The sequence below is a fragment of the Roseateles paludis genome, from assembly GCF_039872745.1.
In the GTDB taxonomy this organism is placed as follows: domain Bacteria; phylum Pseudomonadota; class Gammaproteobacteria; order Burkholderiales; family Burkholderiaceae_C; genus Pelomonas; species Pelomonas paludis.
Genome location: NZ_JBDPZD010000002.1, coordinates 660,977 through 680,612, shown reverse-complemented (window position 1 = coordinate 680,612; position 19,636 = coordinate 660,977). Strand labels below are relative to the sequence as shown.

Sequence of the window (19,636 nt, the reverse complement as noted above, 5' to 3'; positions counted from 1 at the left end):
GGCTCAGCCCCTTTCGGCCTGGCGCTCGCGCACCCGATCCACGATGCGCGCATGCACGCCGGGCGATACGAATTGCGACACCTCGCCACCCAGGGTGGCGATCTCGCGCACGAAGGTGCTGGAGGTGTAGAGGTGTTTGTCGCCCGGGGTGAGGAAGACGGTTTCGACCTCGGGCATCAGGCTGCGGTTCATGCCGGCCATCTGAAACTCATACTCAAAGTCGCCGCCGGTGCGCAGCCCGCGCACGACGACACGGCCGCCATGGCTGCGGACGAAGTCGCGCAGCAGGCCGTCGAACGCATGGACTTCGATATTGCCCAGCGGCGCCGCTACTTCGCGTGCCATGCTGAGCCGCTCATCGAGCGAGAAGAAGGTGCGCTTGTGGTGGCCCGCTGCCACGGCCAGCACCAGGCGGCCGAACATCCCGGCGGCGCGGCGCATCAGGTCTTCGTGGCCCAGGGTGATGGGGTCGAAGGTGCCGGGGTAGATGGCGGTGAGCGGCGTCATGGGGCGAGATTGTCGTCCTGGCGCAGCAAACCGTAGTGCACAGCGCCGGCCCGCCCTTGCTTCCAGATGGAAAAGCCTGCGGGGCAGGGCAGGGCGGAAAGGGACTCTGGTGACTCGACATAGAGCAAGCCACCGGGCGCCAGCAGGGGCAGGGCAGCGTCGATGGCCGCCGCATGCAGCTGGGCGGCAAAGGGCGGGTCGAGCAGGATGAGGTCAAACCGGCCGCGTGGGCCGGCACGCATCCAGCCGAGGGCGTCGGTGCTGTGGATCTCGATGGCGCCGGCCTTGAGCCGCTGCTGGCTGGCACGCAGCGCGGCGGCCAGCTTGGCATCGCGCTCCAGCATCACCACGGATGCGGCTTCACGCGACGCGGCTTCAAAGCCCAGGGCGCCGCTGCCGGCAAAGGCGTCCAGCACCTGCCAGCCGGCAAGCGTTTGGCCCAGCCAGTTGAAGAGGGTTTCGCGCACGCGGTCGCTCGTGGGGCGCAGGCCGGGGGCGTCGGGCACGGGCAGCTTGGAGCGTTTCCATTGCCCGCCGATGATCCTGATCTCACCCATGGAGGGCTCAGGTCCGCACGGGGATGCCGCGAGCGGCCATCAATGCCTTGGCTTCACCCACCGTGTGCTGGCCAAAGTGGAAGATGCTGGCGGCCAGCACGGCGTCGGCGCCGCCCTTGGTGATGCCGTCGGCCAAATCCTCCAGGCCGCCGACGCCGCCGGAGGCGATGACGGGGACGGAGACGGCGTCGGACACGGCGCGGGTGAGTTCGAGGTCAAAGCCGCTCTTGGTGCCGTCGCGGTCCATGCTGGTGAGCAGGATCTCGCCGGCGCCGAACTCGGCCATCTGGCGCGCCCAGGCCACCGCGTCGAGGCCCACGTTCTTGCGGCCGCCGTGGGTGTAGACGTCCCAACCGGGGCCACGGGCCGCGAGGTCGTCACCATGGCGGCGCTTGGCGTCGATGGCGACGACGATGCACTGGGCGCCGTAGCGGTCGCTCGCGGCGCGGATCAGCTCGGGCTCGGCCACGGCGGCGGAGTTGAAGGAGACCTTGTCGGCCCCGGCATTGAGCAGGCGCCGCACATCGGCCACGCTGCGCACGCCACCGCCCACGGTCAGCGGGATGAAGACCTGGCTGGCCACGTCTTCAATGATGTGCAGGATCAGGTCACGGCCATCACTGGTGGCGGTGATGTCGAGGAAGGTGAGCTCGTCGGCGCCCTGCTCGTTGTAGCGGGCAGCGATCTCGACAGGGTCACCCGCGTCACGCAGACCGACGAAGTTGATGCCCTTGACGACACGGCCGGCGGTGACGTCGAGGCAGGGAATGATGCGTTTGGCGAGCATGGTCAGAGTGATCCCAGGAGAGCGACTTGCGGGCCGAGCGCCGGGCCGCCCCAAGCCGGCCCGTCATGGCGACTGGCTTGGCGGTCGAGCCGCCAAGCCTCGACGCCCCCACGGGGGGCGGGCCAGCGTACTCGCTGGACCGGGGGCTTCATTTCTCGGCCATCAGCTCGTCAGCCCGCGCCTGCGCGGCAGCGAAGTCGAGGGCGCCGGTGTAGATGGAGCGGCCGCAGATCACGCCCTCCACGCCTTCGCTGTAGACGCCGCACAGGGCTTCGATGTCGGCCATGTTCGAGAGGCCACCCGACGCGATGACGGGGATGCTGAGCGCTTGGGCGAGCTTGACGGTGGCGTCGATGTTGATGCCGGTGAGCATGCCGTCGCGGCCGATGTCGGTGTAGATGATGCCTTCGACGCCGTAGTCCTCGAACTTCTTGGCCAGGTCCACGACCTCGTGGCCGGTGAGCTTGCTCCAGCCGTCGGTGGCGACCTTGCCGTCCTTGGCATCAAGGCCGACCATGATGTGGCCGCCGAAGGCCGTGCATGCGTCCTTGAGGAAGCCGGGGCTCTTGACGGCGGCGGTGCCGATGATCACGTAGCTGAGGCCGTCGTCAAGGTAGCGCTCGATGGTGTCGAGGTCACGGATGCCCCCGCCCAGCTGCACGGGGATCTCGTCACCCACCTCTTTGATGATGGCCTTGATGGCGGCCTCGTTGACGGGCTTGCCAGCGAAGGCACCGTTCAGGTCCACGAGGTGCAGGCGACGCCCACCGGCGTTGACCCAGCGACGGGCCATGGCGGCGGGGTCCTCACCGAAGGTGGTGGAGTCGTTCATGTCGCCTTGTTTGAGGCGGACACAGCGACCGTCTTTCAGGTCGATGGCAGGGATCAGCAGCATGGCCGAGGTAGGAAGGAGACGAGGGGGGATGGGAAAGCGCGCGCAGGATCCAGCGTCAGCGGATCACGGTTTCCATAGGAGGAAATTGCGGTAGAGCGCGAGGCCCAGGGCGGCACTTTTTTCGGGGTGGAACTGGGTCGCAAAAATGTTATCCCGGGCCACCGCACAGGTAAAGCGAGCGCCGTAGTCGGTCTCACCGGCGCTGTGGGTGGGCGAGCCGGTGCTGGCGTAGTAGCTGTGGACGAAGTAGAACCAGCTGGCGTCGGGGATGCCGTCCCAGCAGGGGTGGGCCAGCGTTTGGTGCACGCGGTTCCAGCCCATCTGGGGCACCTTGTAGCGGCTGCCGTCGTCTTGCAGTCGGCCCTCAAGCTGGAAGCGCTGCACGCGGCCGGGGATGAGACCGAGGCCGGGGGTGTCCTGCTCTTCGCTGTGGTCCAGCAGCATCTGCATGCCCACGCACACACCCAGCATCGGCTTGTTGGCGGCGGCGTGGAGCACCGCCTCTTGCAGACCGGAGTTCTTCAGTTCGGCCATGCAGTCGCGCATGGCGCCCTGGCCGGGCAGCACGATGCGCTCGGCGGCAAAGACGTCCTCGGGCTTGGAGGTGATGACCACCTCGACCTCGGCGCTTTGCGCGGCATGGATGACGGCCTGCGACACGGAGCGCAGGTTGCCCATGCCGTAGTCAACAACAGCAACGGTACGGCTCATCTCAGAGCGTGCCCTTGGTCGAAGGAATCACACCGGCCGAGCGCGGGTCGGCCGTGGCGGCCATGCGCAGGGCACGGCCGAAGGCTTTGAAGATGGTCTCGCACTGGTGGTGGGCGTTGTGGCCCTTGAGGTTGTCGACGTGCACCGTGGCGAGGGCGTGGTTGACGAAACCCTGGAAGAACTCGAAGGCGAGTTGCGTGTCGAAGCCGCCGATGGCGCCCGAGGTGAAGTTGACGTCCATCGTCAGGCCGGGACGGCCGGAGAGGTCGATCACCACGCGCGACAGCGCCTCGTCCAGCGGCACATAGCTGTGGCCGTAGCGGGTGAGGCCGGCTTTGTCGCCCAGGGCCTGGGCCACGGCCTGACCGAGGGTGATGCCGACGTCCTCGACGGTGTGGTGGCCGTCGATGTGGAGGTCGCCCTTGGCATCGATGTCGAGGTCGATCATCCCGTGGCGGGCAATCTGGTCGAGCATGTGGTCGAAGAACCCGATGCCGGTGGCGAGTTTGGACTGGCCACTGCCGTCGAGATTGACGCGGACACGGATCTGGGTCTCGCGGGTGTTGCGGACGACTTCGGCAATGCGTGCGTTCATGTCAGGGAGCCTGGAAGCGCTTGGAGCAGGAGCGTATTTTCCTCGGGCGTGCCGATGGTGATGCGGACGCAGTTGGAAAGCAGGGGATGGGCGGCGGAGACGTTCTTGATCAGGATGCCCGCCGCCCTCAGTTTGCTGAAGGTGGCGGCCGCGTCGCGCACGCGGGCCAGGATCATGTTGCCCTGACTGGGCCAGGGCTCGATGCCCTGCAGGCTTTGCAAGGCGGCAAACACGCGTTCGCGCTCAAGCCGCAAGGTGGCGGCCTGCTCGGCGTAGACGGCGGCGTGCTCCAGCGCAAAGAAGCCGGCCTCGGCGTTGAGCACGCTGACGTTGAAGGGCGGGCGCAGCTTCTCGATCTCGCCCGTCAAGGCGGGGTGGCCGAGCAGGTAGCCAATGCGCACGCCGGCCAGGCCGAACTTGCTCATGGTGCGCATCACCAGTACGTGCGGGTAGCGGGCCATCAGGTCGAGGCTGTCCTGCGCGGCAAAGGGCTGGTAGGCCTCGTCCATGACCACGATGCCAGGCGCGGCCTGCACGATGCGCTCGATGGCCTCGGCGTCCCAGAGGTTGCCGGTGGGGTTGTTGGGGTAGGACAGGTAGACCAGGGCGGGCTGGTGCTGCTCGATGGCGGCCAGCATGGCCTCGGTGTCCAGCTCAAAGTCCTGCGCCCGCAGCGGCACGCCCACAAAGGGCAGGCGCTGCTGGCCGGCGCACATCTCGTAGATGACGAAGCTGGGCACGGGCGAGAGCACGGTGGCGCCGGGCTGGGCCAGGGCCACGGTGAGCAGGCTGATGAGCTCGTCCGAGCCATTGCCGAGGGTGATGCCGGTGCCCGCTGGGGCGCCGGAGTGGGCCAGCAGGGCAGCGGCCAGCTCGCCCGTGCGCTCGGCCGGGTAGCGGTTCAGCGCCACGGCGCCGAGGCGGCTGCCTAGCTTGAGCTGCAGCGGCAGGGGCAGGCGGAAGGGGTTCTCCATGATGTCGAGCTTGACGACGCCATGGCTCGGCTGCACCTGGTAGGCGTGCGAGGCGCGCACGTCGGGCCGGATGCGGGCGAGGGCTTGGTCAAGGCGGGCAGTCATGGGGCGATGAGCAGTGGGTTGAGAACCTGGACGCTGTCGAACTGCGCGTCGTGCGGCAGTGCGAGGCTGAGCAGACGGGTGCAGCCCTGGGCCTTGGCGGCGGCCACGATCAGGGCGTCGGCAAAGGGGAGGCTGAAGCGGCTTTCCAGCGACCAGGCCGATTCGACGGTGGCCTGGTCTGGCGCCCAGGGCTGCCAGTGCTGGTAGCGGCGCACCTCGGCTCGGGCGTCGCCCTGGGGCATGGGCGGTGTGAGGCGGCGCGTGGCGGTGACGTAGAAGTCCTGCAGCACCTGGGTGGAGAGCCGGCCTGTGCGGGTGGACCACAGCATCTGCAGCCAGGCCAGCACCTGCTGGCGCTCAGGCAGCCGCGCGCCGTCCTCGCTGGCGAGCAAGACGCTGGTGTCGATGAAGACGGGGTCGCTCACAAGCCGCTCCGGGGCGGGTAGGGGCTGCCGTCAGACGCCCAGCTGCGCTCGCGGTGCATCCAGTCCTGGAAGGCGCGCTCGTAGGCGTCGTCGTGGCGCATCTTGTCGAGCAGCACCTCGCCCAGCAGGCGCGAGACGCTGGTGTTCTGCCGCGCGGCCTCCAGCCGGGCCCACTCGGCCACGGCGTCGTCCATCGAGACAGTCACGTTTTTCACGAAGTCAGTGTATCACGAAGTTCGTGTTGCACGAGGTTCGTGTCTTTGGCGCGTCACTCAAAGGGGCTGGAACCAGAATTCCGGCCGCTCGGTGGGTGTTTGCGGCGGCAGCCGGCCGTTGTGCAGCGGCAGTACGTGGCGGTGGTTGAGCTGCGCCAGTTGCAGGTAGCTTTGGTGTTGGCTGAGGAAGAAGCGGTCGAACTCGCCGCTGGCGATCAGGCGCTGCAGGCCTTGCTCGATGGTGCTGGCGAGGTCGGGGCGCTCGGGGGCCACGAAGAAGTAGACGGCGGCCGGGTAGCTGAGCGCAATCTCGGGCACGACGACGAACTCGGCTTCAAAGCGCTTGGCCTCGTTCCAGATCTCGGCGATGGAGCGCGGGAAGGCGTCCACGCGGCCCAGCTGCAATTGGCGGAACATGGCGTCGAAGTTGCCCGAGGTGGTCACCTTGAGGCCGGCGTCCTGCAGCACCTGGGTGTCCGGCCAGTCCAGCCCATGCACGAGCCGGAAGGCTTTGAGCTCGGCCAGGGAGCGCACGGCCGCGAGCCTGGCCGCCAGCTCGGGCCGGGCCAGCAGCAGGCGCCAGCCGACCAGGCCTTTGTCGATGGGCACCCGGACGGGCCGGGCAGCGGCCTCGCGTCGCGCCGAGGTCAGGCACCAGAGCACGTCCAGCCCACCCTCCTGGCGCCCGAGCGACAACAAGGCCCGGGCCTGCGGCAAGGCGAACGGCGCTGGGTGGAGCGCGACCGAGCGGCCTGCGGCTTCAAACGCGCGCTGCAGCAGCTGGGCGGGGTAGGGCTGATCGGCCTGCACGCCATCGCCCAGGAAGGGCACGCGCAGCTGCATGGGCAAGGCCCTGGCGCCCGTGCTGGCGCCCGCGCCTGCGAGCAAAAAACTGCGACGACCTAACCCACCCATCTAGCGAGTCTAGTCGCGCGACCCAGCCTTGCGGATGCTCGTTGATCCCGATCGAAAGCGGGAAAAGGCGCTGACGCGCAGCTCAGCGTTTGAGCCGCAGCTCGGCCGCTCGGGCATGGCCCTGCAGGCCCTCGCCATAGGCCAGCTCGGCAGCGATGGGGCCCAGCAACTGGGCGCCGGCCTCGCTGACCTCGATGAGGCTGGAGCGCTTTTGGAAGTCGTAGACGCCCAGCGGCGACGAGAAGCGCGCCGTGCTGCTGGTGGGCAGCACGTGGTTGGGGCCGGCGCAGTAGTCGCCCAGCGACTCACTGGTGTAGGCGCCCAGGAAGATGGCGCCCGCGTGCCTGAGCAGCGGCTCCCAGCGGTGCGGTTCGGCAGCCGCCACCTCCAGATGCTCGGGGGCGATGCGGTTGGAGATCTCGCAGGCCTCTTCCATCGAGCGCGTCAGCACCAGGGCGCCGCGCCCTTCGAGCGAGGCCTTGATGATGGCCTGGCGGGGCATGGTGGGCAGCAGGCGCTCGATGGCGGCGCGCACCTCGCCCAGGTAGGCGGCATCGGGGCAGAGCAGGATGCTTTGCGCCAGCTCGTCGTGCTCGGCCTGGCTGAAGAGGTCCATGGCGACCCAGTCGGGCGGCGTGCTGCCATCGGCCAGCACCAGGATCTCGCTCGGGCCGGCAATCATGTCGATGCCAACCTGGCCGAACACATGCTTCTTGGCCGAGGCCACATAGGCATTGCCCGGGCCGGTGATCTTGTCCACGCGCGGCACGGTGGCCGTGCCATAGGCCAGGGCCGCCACGGCTTGGGCGCCACCGACGGTGAAGACGCGGTGCACGCCGGCCACGTGGGCGGCGGCCAGCACCAGGGGGTTGCGGGTGCCGTCCGGTGTGGGCACGACCATGATGATTTCGCCGACGCCAGCCACGTGGGCGGGCAGGGCGTTCATCAGCACGCTGCTCGGGTAGGCGGCCTTGCCGCCGGGCACGTAGATGCCAACGCGGTCGAGCGGGGTGACCTTCTGGCCGAGCAGGGTGCCGTCTTCGTCGCGGTAGCTCCAGCTGCGGCCGCAGGCCTCAAGCTGGCGCTCGTGATAGCGGCGCACGCGCTCGGCGGCGGCTTGCAGGGCCTGGGCTTGCGCGGGCGGCAGACTCTCGAACGCGGCCTTCAGGTCGGCGGCGCTGATCTGCAGGTCGGCCATGCTCTGGGCCTGGACGCGGTCGAAGCGCGCGGTGTACTCGAGCACGGCCGCATCGCCGCGTGCCTGAACGTCAGCCAGGATCTCGGCCACGCGGCCTTCGATGGCGGCGTCGGTCTCGGCCGACCAGTGGCGCAGTTGCTCGAAGTCGGCTTCGAAGCTGCTGCTGGCGGTGTCGAGTTGACGCAGCTTGATCATGCGGGAATCGCCGAGGCGAAAGCGTCGATCAAGGCGCGCAACTTGTCGCGCTTGAGCTTGAGGGCGGCCTGGTTGACGACGAGGCGGGACGAGATCTCCATGAAGGACTCGACCTCGACGAGCTTGTTGGCCTTGAGCGTGCCGCCGGTGGAGACGAGGTCGACGATGGCGTCGGCCAGGCCGGTCAACGGGGCCAGCTCCATCGAGCCGTACAGCTTGATCAAGTCGACGTGCACGCCCTTGTCGGCAAAGTGCTGGCGGGCGGTCTCGGTGTATTTGGTGGCCACGCGGATGCGCGAGCCCTGCTTGATGGCGGCGGCGTAGTCGAAGTCCACGCGCGTGGCCACGCTCATGCGGCAGCGGGCGATCTTGAGGTCGAGCGGCTGGTAGAGGCCTGGCGCACCATCGCTGGCCAGCGCCTGCTCATGCAGCACATCGCGCCCGGCCACACCGAGGTCGGCGCCGCCGTATTGCACATAGGTGGGCACATCGCTGGCGCGCACCAGCACCACACGCACATCGGGCTGGTTGGTGGCGAGGATCAGCTTGCGCGAGGTCTCGGGGTCTTCGAGGACTTCAATGCCAGCCGCAGCCAACAGGGGCAGGGTCTCTTGGAAGATGCGGCCTTTGGAGAGAGCGAGCGTGATCATGCGGTGCGCCACTCCTCGGGCGTCAGGGTCTTCATCGAGAGGGCGTGGATCTGTTCCTTCATGCGCTCGCCCAGGGCCGCATAGACCCGCTGGTGGCGCCGCACGCGCGACAGGCCCGCAAATTCGGCCGTGACGATGGTGGCGAAGAAATGCCGGCCATCGCCCTCGACCTCCAGGTGCTCGCAGGGCAGGCCGGCGGCGATGTAGGAACGGACTTCGTCAGGGGTCGGGTCGGCCATGGTGCGCGTGGGGCGGGGAAACCCGAAATTTTAGGTCCTGAGCTTGTAGCCCCGCTTCAGGAGGTTGAGAGCCAGGCCTGCCGCCAGCACGAAGCTTGCAAACACCACCGTCAGGCTCAACCACGGTGACACATCGCTGACGCCAAAGAAGCCGTGGCGGAAGCCGTCGATCATGTAGAAGAAGGGGTTGAGGTGGCTGATGCCCTGCCAGAAGCCGGGCAGCGAGTGCACCGAATAGAACACGCCCGACAAAAAGGTCATGGGCATGATGATGAAGTTCTGGAAGGCGGCCAGTTGGTCGAACTTCTCGGCCCAGAGCCCGGCAATCAGCCCCAGCGTGCCCATCAGGCCGGCGCCCAGCAGCGTGAAGGCCAGCACCCACCCGACGTTGGCCAGCCCGGGCGGCGCAAACCAGGCCGTCACCAGCAGCACACCAGCCCCCACTGCCACACCGCGCACCACGGCCGCGCCCACATAGGCCGAGAACCAGGCCCAGTGCGACAAGGGCGTGAGCAACAGGAAGACGAGGTTGCCGGTGATCTTGCTTTGGATGAGGCTGGAGCTGCTGTTGGCAAAGGCGTTTTGCAACACGCTCATCATCACGAGGCCGGGGATCAGGAAGGCCGTGTAGGACACGGTCTCGTAGACCTTGACGTGGTCCTCTAGCGCACGGCCGAAGACCAGCAGGTACATCACCGCCGTCAGCACCGGCGCCGCGACGGTCTGGAAGCTGACCTTCCAGAAGCGCAGGACTTCCTTGTAGAAAAGGGTCGAGGCGCCGTTCATGCCGAGGCTCCCTGCATGATTTCAAGGAAGACGTCTTCCAGGTCGGCGCGGCCGATCTCCAGGTCTTCAATCGGCACCTGCGCCGCTCGCAAGCGCGCGAGCAGGCCCTCGACCTCGCTCGCATCGTGGGCCTTGAGCTGCACGATGCGGCCGGTCACCCGCGCGTGGCTGGCCAGCTCGGCAGGCAGAACTGCATCGGTCTTGAAGCGCAGCATGGTGGCGGCCTTGCCGCTGAGCAGGGCCGAGGTGCGGTCCAGCGCCACCAGCTTGCCCTGCTTGAGCATGCCGATGCGCTGGCACAGGGCCTCGGCCTCCTCCAGGTAGTGCGTGGTCAGCAGCACGGCGTGCCCTTCGCGGTTGAGGCGGCTGATGAACTTCCAGAGTGTCTGGCGCAGCTCCACATCGACGCCGGCGGTGGGCTCGTCCAGCACGATGACGGGCGGCCGGTGCACCAGGGCCTGGGCCACCAGCACGCGGCGCTTCATGCCGCCCGAGAGCTGGCGCATATTGGCATTGGCTTTGTCCGATAGACCCAGTTCGGCGAGCAGCTCGTCGATCCAGGCGTCGTTGTTCTGCACGCCGAAGTAGCCGCTCTGGATGCGCAGGGTCTCGCGCACGCTGAAGAAGGGGTCGAAGACCAGCTCCTGCGGCACCACCCCCAGCGCGCGGCGGGCGGCGGCGTAGTCGTCCACCACGCAGTGGCCCAGCACCTTGACGCTGCCGCCGCTGGCGCGCGCGAGGCCGGCGAGGATGCTGATCAAGGTGGTCTTGCCGGCGCCGTTGGGCCCGAGCAGCCCGAAGAACTCACCGGGGTGGATGTCAAAACTGACGCCATCGAGCGCACGGACCTGGCCGTTGCGGTAGCTCTTGCTGACGTTCTGGAACTGGATCGCGGGCGGGGCGGGAGGCGACATGGGGGCGCATTCTAGAAATCGCGGCGCCGGGGGCGGGGTTCGCTGCCAGAATGACCTTAGCGCATCTTCCCCGGGCCACCGCCGGCCTTGCCGTCTCATGCCGCAGCCGCCAAAGAAGCCCCGCCGCACCGCCGAGCGGATCCTGGAGGTCACGCTCGACCTCTTCAACCGCTTTGGCGAGCCCAATGTCTCCACGACGCTGATCTCGGCCGAGCTGCGCATCAGCCCCGGCAACCTTTACTACCACTACCCGGCCAAGGACGAGCTGATCAACGCGCTCTTCGGTCGCTACGAGGACGAGCTGGAGCGCCTGCTGGCAGCCTCGGAGGGCGTGCGCAACGTGGAGGACGCCTGGCTGTTCTTCCACATGCTGTTCGAGCTGCTCTGGAAGCACCGCTTCCTCTACCGCGACCTGAACGATCTGCTGTCCAAGAACCGCCGCCTGGAGACGCACTTCCAGACGTTGCTGGACCACAAGGCCACGGCCATGCGCAATGTGCTGGCCGGCCTGCACCTGGGCGGCGCGCTCAAGATGGAGCCGCGCGAGGCGGGGCCCACGGGCCAGTCCATGGTGGTGCTGCTCAGCTACTGGCTGAGCTACGAGTACGTGCGTGACCCGCGCCATGCGCTGGAGCCCGACCGGGCCGGCGCCTCGCTGATGCGCGGCGCCTTCCACGTGCTGTCCCTGCTTTTGCCCTACCTGGAGCCCGCCTCCAAGGATCATCTGTTCAAGCTTGCCGGCGAATATCAATAACGCATCAAGGAGACCTGCCATGGCCAAGTGGACCGCCTTCCCCGACGACAACAGCGCCTTCGCCTACACGCCCGCCACGCTCAAGAAGCACTGGGCCCGACTGCACGCCGGCGATGCCGAGCCCTTCCCCAAGGAGGCCGAGGTGGTGCAGGCCTGGATCCACTTCCATGCGGGCGAGTTCCAGGCGGCGTATGAGGCCGGCCTGGCCGCAGGTGGTGCAGGCGTCACCGTGGCCAACAAGGCCCAGGCCATCTACGCCAACTACCTGGAGAAGAAGGAGAAGGTGAAGCTGGAGATGTTCCTGGAAGTGGCCGAGCGGGCCTCAGCCCAGCAAGGCGCCGAGCCCAAGAACGCCAACGCCTATTACTGGCAGGCCTATGCGCTGGGCCGCTACAGCCAGGGCATCAGCGTCACCAAGGCCTTGGCCCAGGGCTTGGGCGGCAAGGTCAAGACGGCGCTGGAGATGACCATCAAGCTCGCCCCCAAGCATGCGGATGCGCACATCGCGCTGGGCGCCTTCCATGCCGAAGTGATCGACAAGGTGGGCAAGCTGCTGGGCAAGACCCAGGGCGCCGACACCGCCACCGGGCTCAAGATGTTCGAGCAGGCCTTGAAGCTCAACCCCACCAGCGCCATTGCCATGATCGAGCGCGCCAACGGCCTGGTGATGCTGGAGGGCGACAAGCGCATGGGTGAGGCCGAAACGCTCTACGCCCAGGCCGCCGCCTGCGAAGCCATGGACGCGATGGAGGCGCTGGACATCGCTGTCGCGCGCGAGGAACTCGACGAATAGGCATCGTCGGCCCCCGCGTTTGCATGTCCCTGCTTGGGGGATGTCATCGTTGTGCAAGCGCGGGCCAAACGCTTAAGCTTCGTTCCATCGCTTCTCCCTGACCGCAAGAGCCGCACGATGAAATACCTCCTGATCGCCCTGGCCGCCACCAGCTTCGCTGCACAGGCTGCCGACACCAGCAAGGCCGAGCAAGCCGAGTTGCGCGCTGAATGCGCCAAGAGCTATTCCGAGACCAGCACGCTGCCCATTGGCACGGCGAGCAACGAATTCCAGTTCGTCTACGCCCATGGCAAGTACAAGGGCGAGGCCAAGCCCGGCAAGCTGCTGCCCTGCACCCAGCTGCAGTACGCCGCCTACCTCGACACCAAGGCCGATCCGGTCAAGGTGATGTCTGCCTACCCGACCGCTGCCGGCCGGCCGACGCTGAAGAAATCCAAGGCAGAGCCCTTCAAGCTCTGACGACGAGCAAACCCGCTGTATAGAGCCTTGGCCGCTGTGCGGGAGCGGCCTTCCGGTGAACTCCACAATATTTGGGCGCTTCTCACGAAGCGCCCTTTTTTTTGGCCTGTCGCCGTCAATCCAGCTCTTGCTCGCCCCAGGGCAGCATCAGCGCTAGCCACAGCAGCCGCTCGAACTCGGGCGCGAAGTTGGCAATGATGGCCTCGGGGTCCGGGCACAGGCCGCTGTCGGTGATCAGGCCGAACTGCACCTTGCCGGCATAGGTCAGGATGCTGACACCCATGCCGATGTCGCCCGACTGCGGCACCCAGAACATCACCTTCTCGACCGTCGAGCCGCAAAAACTCAGCGCCTGCGCCGGGCCGGGCACATTGGTCATCACCGCCGTTGCCTTCTTGGCAAAGATGTTCAGCATCGCGTGCTGCACCGGCTTGATCAGCAGCCCCGCCACCGACAGCAGGCCAAAGGCCATCACCGGCTGGAAGCTGCCCTTGAGTTCGTTCATGCGGGCACGCACCGCAAACAGCCGCTCCACCGGGTTGGCAATGCCGATGGGCAGCACCAGGGGCACGAGGCCAAAGCGGTTGCCCAGCTTCCAGGCGTCCTCCAGCGGGCGCAGATTGACGGGCACCATGGCCCGGATCTCCTTGCCGGCCGGGTCCTCGCCCTTGTCCAGCAGGTAGCGGCCGATGGCGCCCGCCACGCAGGACAGCAGCACGTCGTTGATCGAGGCGCCCAGCGCCTTGCCCACGACCTTGACCTCGTCCAGCAGCAGGCCGTCGTCCCAGGCCACCCGCTTTTGCGTGCCGGGCTTGCCCTTGAGGCGGGTGTGCGAGTCGTCGGGCATCAGGGCAAAGGCGGCCACGTCGGACACTGCCTGGTAGCCCAGGCGCGCCACCTCCAGCGAGGTGTCGAGCGGCTGCGGGGGCTGGGTGGCCGCGTCCATCACCTTGTCCACACCCTTGGCCAGGCCGCCGCCGGCCAGGCCGATGGCCTTGACCGTCAGGTTGGACAGCGGGCGCAGCACCGCGTTCATCAGCCAGTCGTGGTCGTCCTCGGGCTCAGGCTTGCTGCGCGCCGCCGGCTTGGGCGGCGGCTTGCCGCCATCGGTGATGGACAGCATCACCGCGATCAGTGCGATGCCGTCGGCAATGCAGTGGTGGATGCGGGCGATGAGTGCGCTGCTGCCGTCCCCGACGTCCTCGATCAGCTGGAACTGCCAGAGCGGGTGGGCAGGGTCCAGCGGCTGGGCGGCCAGCTCGCCCACACGTGCCCGCAGCGCGTCGTCGCGGCTTTGGCCACGCATGGGCAGCAGCTCTTCCTTGACCACATGGCGGGCGATGTCGAAGTGCGGGTCCAGCTGCCATTCGGCGCCCATCAGCGGGTCTTCGACGACACGCTGGCGAAAGCGCGGGTAGCCCAGCAGCCGCTCGGCCACGCGCTCGCGCAGTTGTTCTGCCGTGATGCCTGGCCGCAGGAACCACACGCCGATGATCATCATCAGGTTGGCGTCGGTGTCCATCCGCAGCCATGCGGTGTCCACCTTGGACATGCGTTCCCGGTGCTGGCTCACTGCTGGCTCCTTGCGGCATAAACTTGGCGCACGATTCTGCATGGAGAACCCCGTGACGCTGAAAGACCAGTTCGAGGCCGCCGTGGCCGCCTCCAAGAACCTGCCCGAACGGCCAGACAACATGACCCTGCTGAAGATCTACGCGCTCTACAAGCAGGCCAGCAGTGGTGATGTGGACGGCAAGCGCCCCGGCTTCACCGACATGGTCGGCCGCGCCAAGTGGGACGCCTGGAACGAGTTCAAAGGCAAGAGTGCCGACGAGGCGATGCAGGAGTATGTGGACCTGATCGAGTCGCTGAAGTAAGCGCCTCCCGCCCCTGTTCCATCAAGCCGGCTTCTTCTTGGAAGCCGGCTTTTTTTGCGCCGCGAGCAGGCTGTCGAGTTCTTTCTCGATCTCGGATTCGATGGTGGACTTGAAGGCCCCGAGCAGCAGACCGAGCTTGGCGGACAGCTCGAAGTGGTCGGCCGCCACCTGCAGCTCGCCGCGCACGCCCGAGCGTGTGAACTCGACGGTGTCGCTGTCCTCTCCCTCGTAGATCGTGCACTCCATGTCGAACTTGGCTTCGACATGCTCGGCCCAGGTCTGGGCGATCTCGCGGGCCTTGTCGAGCCCGAGCGCATGCGCGCGGTGCAGGTGGATGTCGGCCATGGACGGCGTCTCCTCGGTGTGATGGCGGGACTCTAAGTCAGGTCTCTAACAGTGACATCTGGCGCAGCGCGTCAAGGTCCGGGTTACGGGGTGTGTCACTGGAAACAGCGTCGTGGACACCCCGGATGTCACTTTTCACCGGATTCGGAACAATCCCGTTACAAACGAAGTGGTGGGGGACGACGTGAATTTCTTTGTCCAAGTCTGGGCGCAACCGCCCGATATGAGCCTACCGCGCGATGGCTTCGAGGCCGACGCGCAGCGCCTGCTGTTGCGCCAGGCCATGCAGCCCGGGCCCTTGCAGTTCCACACGCTTGCACACAGCTTGATCGAGCGTTTTGACGCTATTGACAGCGACCCGCTCTGGCTCGACGACCTGCGCCGCGTCGATCTGGCGGCGCCTGTGCTGGACATCGCCATGGACGCCGACAGCCCGCGCTTCGAGGCCGCGCTGTCCATGCTGATCTCGCGTGCCCAGGAGCTGGGCCTGCACGTGGCTGACAACGTCAGCGGCGTGGTGCACCTGTCCGATGGCAGCGTGGTCGGCGAGGCCGAGGACGTGGTCATCATGCCCAGCATCGACGAGATCTCGTCCTGGCAGGCGTCGCGCAGCTACAGCTCGCGCAGCGACGCGGTGTGGCGCAATTCGGTGCGCTCCGTCACCGAGGCGGCGCTGGCTGAGTCGCCGGCCGATTCGCCATCCCGCCAGGTCAGCAGCCAGGCCGAGGCCTTGTTCCAGCGGGGCAAGGCCCTGCTCCGCCCGCAGCTGGGCGAGCCCAACCCCGAGCAGGCCCTGCGTTGCCTGCAGCGCGCAGCGACTGAAGGGCATCCGCGTGCGGCGCTCGAGCTGGCGATGTGCTACCTGCACGGCGTGGGCACCGACCGCGACACGCGCCAAGCCCGCGAGTGGCTGGAGCGCGGCCAAGCGGACGGCGCTGCCGAGGCCCGCTACCAGCTCGGCCGCCTGCTGGTGGCCGGCTGGGGCGGTGCGGCCGAGCCCGAGCGCGGCTTCCAGCTCTACCTCGATGCGGCAGCGCTGGGCCATGCCGATGCCACCTTTGGCCTGGCCTCCTGCCTGGACGCCGGCCACGGCTGCTCGGCCGACCCGCTGGCCGCCCGCGCCCTCTTTCTGCGCGCGCGTGCGCTGGGCTCCAACCTCAAGGCCCATGGCCTGCGCGTCAAGCAGCGCGAGCTGAACCAGGTGCGCGCGCTGGCGTCGCGCTTCGAGATGACCTCCAACCTGCGCGAGGTGCTGCGCGAGCGTCGCATGGAGCGCATGCGCCTTGAGAGCCGCGCCCGCGAAGCCACCGAGCTGCGTGCCGAGACCCGCCGCCGTGGCGAGAAAGCCCGCCCGTCGCCGCTGGGGTCGGGCAGTTTCCTCACCCATAACAGCGTACCCCGCCAGGTCTGGGCCTATGCCGCGCTGGCGGTGGCCTCGCTCAGCACGCCCTTGGTCTGGGCCTTCACGCCCCCAGGGCACTCGGCGCCGCGGCTGGTGCTGTGCCTGCTGCTGGCGGGCGTGGCCGCCTGGGGCCTGTGGCAGGTGCGGCCGACCGGGTCTGGCAACGGCAACAGTGGCCGCCGGATGAGTTTCTAAGGCGCTGCATCGCTGGCCAGTCGCGCCCGGCGCTCGGTTGGCGATAGGGGCGCCAGCGCCGCCACGGCGGCGTGGAAGCGTGGCCAGTCGCTGCCGCAGCGTTCGAACAGCCGCACAAAGCCCGGCACCAGGTCTTCATATGCGCCCAGCAGCGCCAGATTGGCGTTGTTGGCGGCCGCAAACCAGCGCTCGTAGCCGGACGGGGCCTGGGCCGAGCGCAGCAGGGCCTGCTTGCGGGCGCGCTTCTCGGCCAGCGGCAGGTCGAGCGCATACAGCGCGCCCAGGCGATCACGCAGCGCGCGCGCCTGGGCCAGGAAGTTCTCGCGCTGCGCCCGCCCGGCCTCAAACGCAGCCAGCGCCTCGGGCTTGCCAGCCAGCCACTGGCGCGCGCTCAGCAGCTCCACCGCCGAGGCATAGGCTTCGTTGAAGCCGGTGTCGTCGGCCACATAGACCTTCTGGTGCGCCAGCTCGTGGAAGAGCTGGGCCGCCAGCTCGCCTTCCTCGCGCTGGACAAAGGTGTTGAGCAGCGGGTCACCGCCCAGCCAGCCGCTCCAGCCCAGGGTCGAGTAGGCCGGCACGGGGATGACCTGGGCGTCCCAACCGGCCTGGCGCAGCGCCTCAACTTCAGCGCGTGCCGCCGCCAAGTGAAAGTAGCCGCGATAGCCGGCACAGCCCATCAGCGGGTAGCACCAGGTCTTGAGCGTGAAGCCGAACTCCGGGGCCGCCACGGCGTTCCAGACCGCCGCGTTGCGGCCCAGGTCGGCGTAGCGGGTGTAGCTGCTGTTGTCCGGCAGCGCGAGCCGCTCGGTGGCAAAGCGGCGCATCTGCTGCGTCAGGCGCAGGCGCTCGGCGAGCCGGGGTGGCGTGGCCGGGTCGCCCAGCCACTCATCCACCGGCCGGGCCGCGCGCAGCACGCCCAGATGGCCGCTCACAGCCTGCGACCAGTGACTGAGGTTGGCGCATCCCACCAGGGCCGCGCTGCCGAGCAGCACGCCGGTGAGGACAGCGGCCACGGTCAGGCGGCGGCGCCAGTGCGCGCCCCAGTTCACGCGGCCGCCACCTCGACCAGGCAGTCGTAAAAGGCTGGCGCAGCGCCGATGTCGGTCAGGCGCTGATGCGTCAGTTCATTCACATTGGTGCCTTGCACGCCCTGCTTGCGCCACCACACGCCCAGGCCATGGACCACGCCCGCCCGCGCCCGCAGGCTGATGCGCAGCCGGCACACATAGCGGCCACGGTCATTGAAGGCGGCCACCAGCTTGCCGTCCTGCAGGCCGCGCGCTGCGGCGTCGTCGGGGTGCATCTCCAGCAGCGGCTCGCCCTCGGCCTGGCGCAGGCTCTCGACGTTGGCAAACGTGGAGTTCATGAAGTTGCGCGCCGGCGGCGAGATCATGGCCAGCGGGTAGCGGGCGGCCAGCTCGGGGTTGCTGCGCACGCTCTCGTAGTTGGGCACGTAGTCGCAACCACCGGCCTGCGCCTTGCCGCTGGGGGTGCGGAAAGCCCCGTTCGCAAACGGCGCCTCGGGCAGGGGCAGCGGGTGGATGCCGTCGCGCCGCAGCAGGGCCATGTCGATCTCGGGCGTGAAGGCCTGGTCGGCCATCTGCTCGTCGGTGTCGGCGAGGCAGGGGTCGTCAAAGCCCATGGCAGCGGCCAGCTCGCGGAAGATCTGCGTGTTGGGCTTGGCCTCGCCCAGCGGGGCGATGGCCGGGTGGTTCATCAGCACATCGGTGTGGCCGTAGGTGGTGTGCACGTCCAGGTGCTCCAGCTGCGTGGTGGCCGGCAGCACGTAGTCGGCCAGGTCGGCCGTGTCGGTCATGAAGTGCTCCAGCACCACGGTGAGGAGGTCGCTGCGCTGGAAGCCCGCCACCACCTTGCGCGACTCGGGCGCCACCGCCACCGGGTTGCTGTTGTAGACGATGAGGGCCTCGATGCGCGGGCCAAACGCCGGGTTCGCCTCGCGCAGCAGGTCGTCGCCGATGGTGCTCATATTGACCGTGCGCGGCGTGCGGCCGGCCAGCAGCTCGGGGCGCTCCAGATCAGCGCGCTTGAAGGGCGCAAACCAGCCCGAGCCCGAGAGCAGCAGGCCGCCGCTCTCGTGCCGCCAGGCGCCGGTCAGGCAGGGCAGCATGGCAATCAGGCGCACCGCATTGCCGCCGCCGCGCACGCGTTGCATGCCGTAGTTGAGGCGGATGGCGGCGGGCTTGGTGGTGGCATAGACGCGGGCCAGCTCGCGCACCTCGTCGGCGGTGATGCCGCACTCGGCGGCCGTGCACTCGGGCGGCCAGGCCAAGGCTTTCGCGCGCAGCTCCTCAAAGCCGTCCACGTGCTGGCGCAGGTAGTCGTGATCCAGCCAGTCGTGCTGGATCAGCTCGTGCATCAGCCCCAGGGCCAGCGCGCCGTCGGTGCCGGGCAGCAGGGCGATGTGCTGGTGGCACTTCTCGGCCGTCTCGGTGCGGCGTGGGTCGATGCAGATCAGCCGTGCGCCATTGCGCTTGGCGGCCTGCGCAAAAGTCCAGAAGTGCAGGTTGGACGTGATCGCATTGCTGCCCCAGATCAGGATCAGCTGGCTGCCCGCGAAGTGCCGGTAGTGCATGCCGATCTTGCCGCCGTAGGCTTCAAGCATGGCATTGCCGCCTGCCATCGCGCAGATGGTGCGGTCCAGCCGCGCGGCGCCGAGCTTGTTGAAGAAGCGCCCGGCCATGGCCTCGCCCTGCAGCAGGCCCATGGTGCCGGCATAGCTGTAGGGCTGGATGGCCTGCGGGTCGCGCGCGGCGATGGCCTTGAGGCGCGCTGCGATGTCGGCCAGGGCCTCGGCCCAGCTCACGCGCTCGAAGCGCGGGGCCTCGTCCTTGCGGCTGACGCGGCGCAGCGGGTGCAGCAGGCGGTCCGGGTGGTAGGTGCGCTCGGCATAGCGCGAGACCTTGGTGCACAGCGCGCCATGGGTGCTGGGGTGGTCCTGCCGGCCCACGATGCGCACCACGCGTTCGTTCTCGACGGTGACCTGCATCGCGCAGGTGTCAGGGCAGTCATGGGGGCAGGCCCCGTTCACGGTGCGGGAGAGGACGGCAGACATGGCGGCGAGGGGCTACGGCGTGAGCGTCGATTGTCAACGCCCGCGCTAAAGCCCCCAAGCGGGCCGGACG

General features: G+C 68.1%; 24 protein-coding genes. 5 read left to right on the top strand and 19 right to left on the bottom strand.

The features are described 5' to 3' along the window. Positions 1-3: 3 nt before the first annotated feature. The 15 genes from coaD to ABDJ85_RS09025 all read right to left on the bottom strand — a co-directional run bounded on the left by coaD (position 4) and on the right by ABDJ85_RS09025 (position 10,668). Entirely contained in the window at positions 4-507 is a 504-nt protein-coding gene (coaD, locus tag ABDJ85_RS09095) for a pantetheine-phosphate adenylyltransferase (protein ID WP_347704439.1), read from the bottom strand. Further along, positions 504-1,064 (bottom strand): 16S rRNA (guanine(966)-N(2))-methyltransferase RsmD, encoded by a 561-nt coding sequence (rsmD, locus tag ABDJ85_RS09090; RefSeq protein WP_347704438.1) that lies wholly within the window; start codon positions 1,062-1,064, stop codon positions 504-506. The genes coaD and rsmD overlap by 4 nt, the downstream gene beginning before the upstream one ends. A gap of 7 nt (positions 1,065-1,071) precedes the next feature. Then, a complete protein-coding gene (gene hisF / locus ABDJ85_RS09085) occupies positions 1,072-1,851 on the bottom strand; it encodes an imidazole glycerol phosphate synthase subunit HisF (protein WP_347704437.1) in 780 nt (259 codons plus the stop codon). Between the two features lie 148 nt (positions 1,852-1,999). Continuing rightward, complete coding sequence (gene hisA / locus ABDJ85_RS09080) at positions 2,000-2,746, bottom strand: 1-(5-phosphoribosyl)-5-[(5-phosphoribosylamino)methylideneamino]imidazole-4-carboxamide isomerase (protein ID WP_347704436.1); 747 nt, start codon at positions 2,744-2,746, stop codon at positions 2,000-2,002. 63 nt (positions 2,747-2,809) lie between these two features. Next, entirely contained in the window at positions 2,810-3,457 is a 648-nt protein-coding gene (gene hisH, locus ABDJ85_RS09075) for an imidazole glycerol phosphate synthase subunit HisH (RefSeq protein WP_347704435.1), read from the bottom strand. 1 nt (position 3,458) lies between these two features. Beyond that, positions 3,459-4,052 (bottom strand): imidazoleglycerol-phosphate dehydratase HisB, encoded by a 594-nt coding sequence (hisB, locus tag ABDJ85_RS09070; RefSeq protein ID WP_347704434.1) that lies wholly within the window; start codon positions 4,050-4,052, stop codon positions 3,459-3,461. Continuing rightward, positions 4,049-5,131 (bottom strand): histidinol-phosphate transaminase, encoded by a 1,083-nt coding sequence (gene hisC, locus ABDJ85_RS09065; protein WP_347704433.1) that lies wholly within the window; start codon positions 5,129-5,131, stop codon positions 4,049-4,051. The genes hisB and hisC overlap by 4 nt, the downstream gene beginning before the upstream one ends. Then, positions 5,128-5,556, bottom strand: coding sequence for a PIN domain-containing protein (locus ABDJ85_RS09060; RefSeq protein ID WP_347704432.1), 429 nt, complete (start codon positions 5,554-5,556; stop codon positions 5,128-5,130). The genes hisC and ABDJ85_RS09060 overlap by 4 nt, the downstream gene beginning before the upstream one ends. Next, positions 5,553-5,771, bottom strand: a complete 219-nt coding sequence (locus ABDJ85_RS09055; protein WP_347704431.1) for a CopG family transcriptional regulator — start codon at positions 5,769-5,771, stop codon at positions 5,553-5,555. The genes ABDJ85_RS09060 and ABDJ85_RS09055 overlap by 4 nt, the downstream gene beginning before the upstream one ends. Positions 5,772-5,828: 57 nt before the next feature. Next, positions 5,829-6,614 (bottom strand): substrate-binding periplasmic protein, encoded by a 786-nt coding sequence (locus tag ABDJ85_RS09050; protein WP_347704430.1) that lies wholly within the window; start codon positions 6,612-6,614, stop codon positions 5,829-5,831. A 154-nt stretch (positions 6,615-6,768) separates the two neighbouring features. Next, a complete protein-coding gene (gene hisD / locus ABDJ85_RS09045; protein ID WP_347704429.1) occupies positions 6,769-8,079 on the bottom strand; it encodes a histidinol dehydrogenase in 1,311 nt (436 codons plus the stop codon). Beyond that, positions 8,076-8,729 (bottom strand): ATP phosphoribosyltransferase, encoded by a 654-nt coding sequence (gene hisG, locus ABDJ85_RS09040; RefSeq protein WP_347704428.1) that lies wholly within the window; start codon positions 8,727-8,729, stop codon positions 8,076-8,078. Before hisG ends, hisD begins: the two co-directional genes overlap by 4 nt. After that, the gene (locus tag ABDJ85_RS09035; protein ID WP_347704427.1) at positions 8,726-8,968 is read right to left on the bottom strand and encodes a BolA family protein; all 243 of its coding nucleotides are present in this window, start codon (positions 8,966-8,968) and stop codon (positions 8,726-8,728) included. The genes hisG and ABDJ85_RS09035 overlap by 4 nt, the downstream gene beginning before the upstream one ends. 30 nt (positions 8,969-8,998) lie before the next feature. Continuing rightward, positions 8,999-9,754, bottom strand: coding sequence for an ABC transporter permease (locus ABDJ85_RS09030; RefSeq protein ID WP_347704426.1), 756 nt, complete (start codon positions 9,752-9,754; stop codon positions 8,999-9,001). Further along, positions 9,751-10,668 carry an ABC transporter ATP-binding protein gene (locus ABDJ85_RS09025; protein ID WP_347704425.1) on the bottom strand — a complete coding sequence of 306 codons (918 nt, stop codon included), beginning with the start codon at positions 10,666-10,668 and terminating at the stop codon, positions 9,751-9,753. Before ABDJ85_RS09025 ends, ABDJ85_RS09030 begins: the two co-directional genes overlap by 4 nt. A 97-nt stretch (positions 10,669-10,765) precedes the next feature. Between ABDJ85_RS09025 and ABDJ85_RS09020 the strand changes: the two genes are divergently transcribed. The 3 genes from ABDJ85_RS09020 (at position 10,766) to ABDJ85_RS09010 (ending at position 12,674) form a co-directional block, all read left to right on the top strand. Further along, positions 10,766-11,422, top strand: a complete 657-nt coding sequence (locus ABDJ85_RS09020; protein WP_347704424.1) for a TetR/AcrR family transcriptional regulator — start codon at positions 10,766-10,768, stop codon at positions 11,420-11,422. A gap of 19 nt (positions 11,423-11,441) precedes the next feature. Next, complete coding sequence (locus ABDJ85_RS09015) at positions 11,442-12,215, top strand: tetratricopeptide repeat protein (protein ID WP_347704423.1); 774 nt, start codon at positions 11,442-11,444, stop codon at positions 12,213-12,215. Between the two features lie 117 nt (positions 12,216-12,332). Continuing rightward, the gene (locus ABDJ85_RS09010; protein WP_347704422.1) at positions 12,333-12,674 is read left to right on the top strand and encodes a hypothetical protein; all 342 of its coding nucleotides are present in this window, start codon (positions 12,333-12,335) and stop codon (positions 12,672-12,674) included. A 115-nt stretch (positions 12,675-12,789) separates the two neighbouring features. Here ABDJ85_RS09010 and ABDJ85_RS09005 read toward each other — a convergent pair whose 3' ends face one another. Further along, the gene (locus ABDJ85_RS09005) at positions 12,790-14,289 is read right to left on the bottom strand and encodes a wax ester/triacylglycerol synthase family O-acyltransferase (protein WP_347704421.1); all 1,500 of its coding nucleotides are present in this window, start codon (positions 14,287-14,289) and stop codon (positions 12,790-12,792) included. A gap of 10 nt (positions 14,290-14,299) precedes the next feature. Here ABDJ85_RS09005 and ABDJ85_RS09000 point away from each other — a divergent pair, with 10 nt between their 5' ends. Further along, a complete protein-coding gene (locus tag ABDJ85_RS09000) occupies positions 14,300-14,551 on the top strand; it encodes an acyl-CoA-binding protein (protein ID WP_347704420.1) in 252 nt (83 codons plus the stop codon). A gap of 21 nt (positions 14,552-14,572) precedes the next feature. Here the strand turns inward: ABDJ85_RS09000 and ABDJ85_RS08995 are convergent, their stop codons facing one another. Beyond that, complete coding sequence (locus ABDJ85_RS08995) at positions 14,573-14,896, bottom strand: polyhydroxyalkanoic acid system family protein (protein WP_347704419.1); 324 nt, start codon at positions 14,894-14,896, stop codon at positions 14,573-14,575. Between the two features lie 223 nt (positions 14,897-15,119). Between ABDJ85_RS08995 and ABDJ85_RS08990 the strand changes: the two genes are divergently transcribed. Further along, positions 15,120-16,493, top strand: coding sequence for a tetratricopeptide repeat protein (locus ABDJ85_RS08990; RefSeq protein ID WP_347704418.1), 1,374 nt, complete (start codon positions 15,120-15,122; stop codon positions 16,491-16,493). Here ABDJ85_RS08990 and ABDJ85_RS08985 read toward each other — a convergent pair. Both ABDJ85_RS08985 and ABDJ85_RS08980 read right to left on the bottom strand, forming a co-directional pair. Next, on the bottom strand, positions 16,490-17,506 hold the full coding sequence (locus ABDJ85_RS08985; protein ID WP_347704417.1) for an aminopeptidase: 1,017 nt from the start codon (positions 17,504-17,506) through the stop codon (positions 16,490-16,492). The genes ABDJ85_RS08990 and ABDJ85_RS08985 overlap by 4 nt on opposite strands. Before the next feature lie 32 nt (positions 17,507-17,538). Next, a complete protein-coding gene (locus ABDJ85_RS08980) occupies positions 17,539-19,566 on the bottom strand; it encodes a molybdopterin-containing oxidoreductase family protein (RefSeq protein ID WP_347704416.1) in 2,028 nt (675 codons plus the stop codon). Positions 19,567-19,636: the final 70 nt, after the last annotated feature.

What these genes read in the sequence shown, in the direction of transcription:
- ABDJ85_RS09025 (WP_347704425.1), bottom strand. Translation starts at nt 10,668, where the DNA reads ATGTCGCCTCCCGCCCCGCCCGCGATCCAGTTCCAGAACGTCAGCAAG.
- ABDJ85_RS08980 (WP_347704416.1), bottom strand. Translation starts at nt 19,566, where the DNA reads ATGTCTGCCGTCCTCTCCCGCACCGTGAACGGGGCCTGCCCCCATGAC.
- ABDJ85_RS09035 (WP_347704427.1), bottom strand. Translation starts at nt 8,968, where the DNA reads ATGGCCGACCCGACCCCTGACGAAGTCCGTTCCTACATCGCCGCCGGC.
- ABDJ85_RS09015 (WP_347704423.1), top strand. Translation starts at nt 11,442, where the DNA reads ATGGCCAAGTGGACCGCCTTCCCCGACGACAACAGCGCCTTCGCCTAC.
- hisC (WP_347704433.1), bottom strand. Translation starts at nt 5,131, where the DNA reads ATGACTGCCCGCCTTGACCAAGCCCTCGCCCGCATCCGGCCCGACGTG.
- ABDJ85_RS09030 (WP_347704426.1), bottom strand. Translation starts at nt 9,754, where the DNA reads ATGAACGGCGCCTCGACCCTTTTCTACAAGGAAGTCCTGCGCTTCTGG.
- ABDJ85_RS09010 (WP_347704422.1), top strand. Translation starts at nt 12,333, where the DNA reads ATGAAATACCTCCTGATCGCCCTGGCCGCCACCAGCTTCGCTGCACAG.
- ABDJ85_RS08995 (WP_347704419.1), bottom strand. Translation starts at nt 14,896, where the DNA reads ATGGCCGACATCCACCTGCACCGCGCGCATGCGCTCGGGCTCGACAAG.
- hisA (WP_347704436.1), bottom strand. Translation starts at nt 2,746, where the DNA reads ATGCTGCTGATCCCTGCCATCGACCTGAAAGACGGTCGCTGTGTCCGC.
- ABDJ85_RS09005 (WP_347704421.1), bottom strand. Translation starts at nt 14,289, where the DNA reads ATGCAGAATCGTGCGCCAAGTTTATGCCGCAAGGAGCCAGCAGTGAGC.
- hisG (WP_347704428.1), bottom strand. Translation starts at nt 8,729, where the DNA reads ATGATCACGCTCGCTCTCTCCAAAGGCCGCATCTTCCAAGAGACCCTG.
- hisB (WP_347704434.1), bottom strand. Translation starts at nt 4,052, where the DNA reads ATGAACGCACGCATTGCCGAAGTCGTCCGCAACACCCGCGAGACCCAG.
- ABDJ85_RS08990 (WP_347704418.1), top strand. Translation starts at nt 15,120, where the DNA reads ATGAGCCTACCGCGCGATGGCTTCGAGGCCGACGCGCAGCGCCTGCTG.
- hisH (WP_347704435.1), bottom strand. Translation starts at nt 3,457, where the DNA reads ATGAGCCGTACCGTTGCTGTTGTTGACTACGGCATGGGCAACCTGCGC.
- ABDJ85_RS09050 (WP_347704430.1), bottom strand. Translation starts at nt 6,614, where the DNA reads ATGCAGCTGCGCGTGCCCTTCCTGGGCGATGGCGTGCAGGCCGATCAG.
- rsmD (WP_347704438.1), bottom strand. Translation starts at nt 1,064, where the DNA reads ATGGGTGAGATCAGGATCATCGGCGGGCAATGGAAACGCTCCAAGCTG.
- hisF (WP_347704437.1), bottom strand. Translation starts at nt 1,851, where the DNA reads ATGCTCGCCAAACGCATCATTCCCTGCCTCGACGTCACCGCCGGCCGT.
- coaD (WP_347704439.1), bottom strand. Translation starts at nt 507, where the DNA reads ATGACGCCGCTCACCGCCATCTACCCCGGCACCTTCGACCCCATCACC.
- hisD (WP_347704429.1), bottom strand. Translation starts at nt 8,079, where the DNA reads ATGATCAAGCTGCGTCAACTCGACACCGCCAGCAGCAGCTTCGAAGCC.
- ABDJ85_RS09020 (WP_347704424.1), top strand. Translation starts at nt 10,766, where the DNA reads ATGCCGCAGCCGCCAAAGAAGCCCCGCCGCACCGCCGAGCGGATCCTG.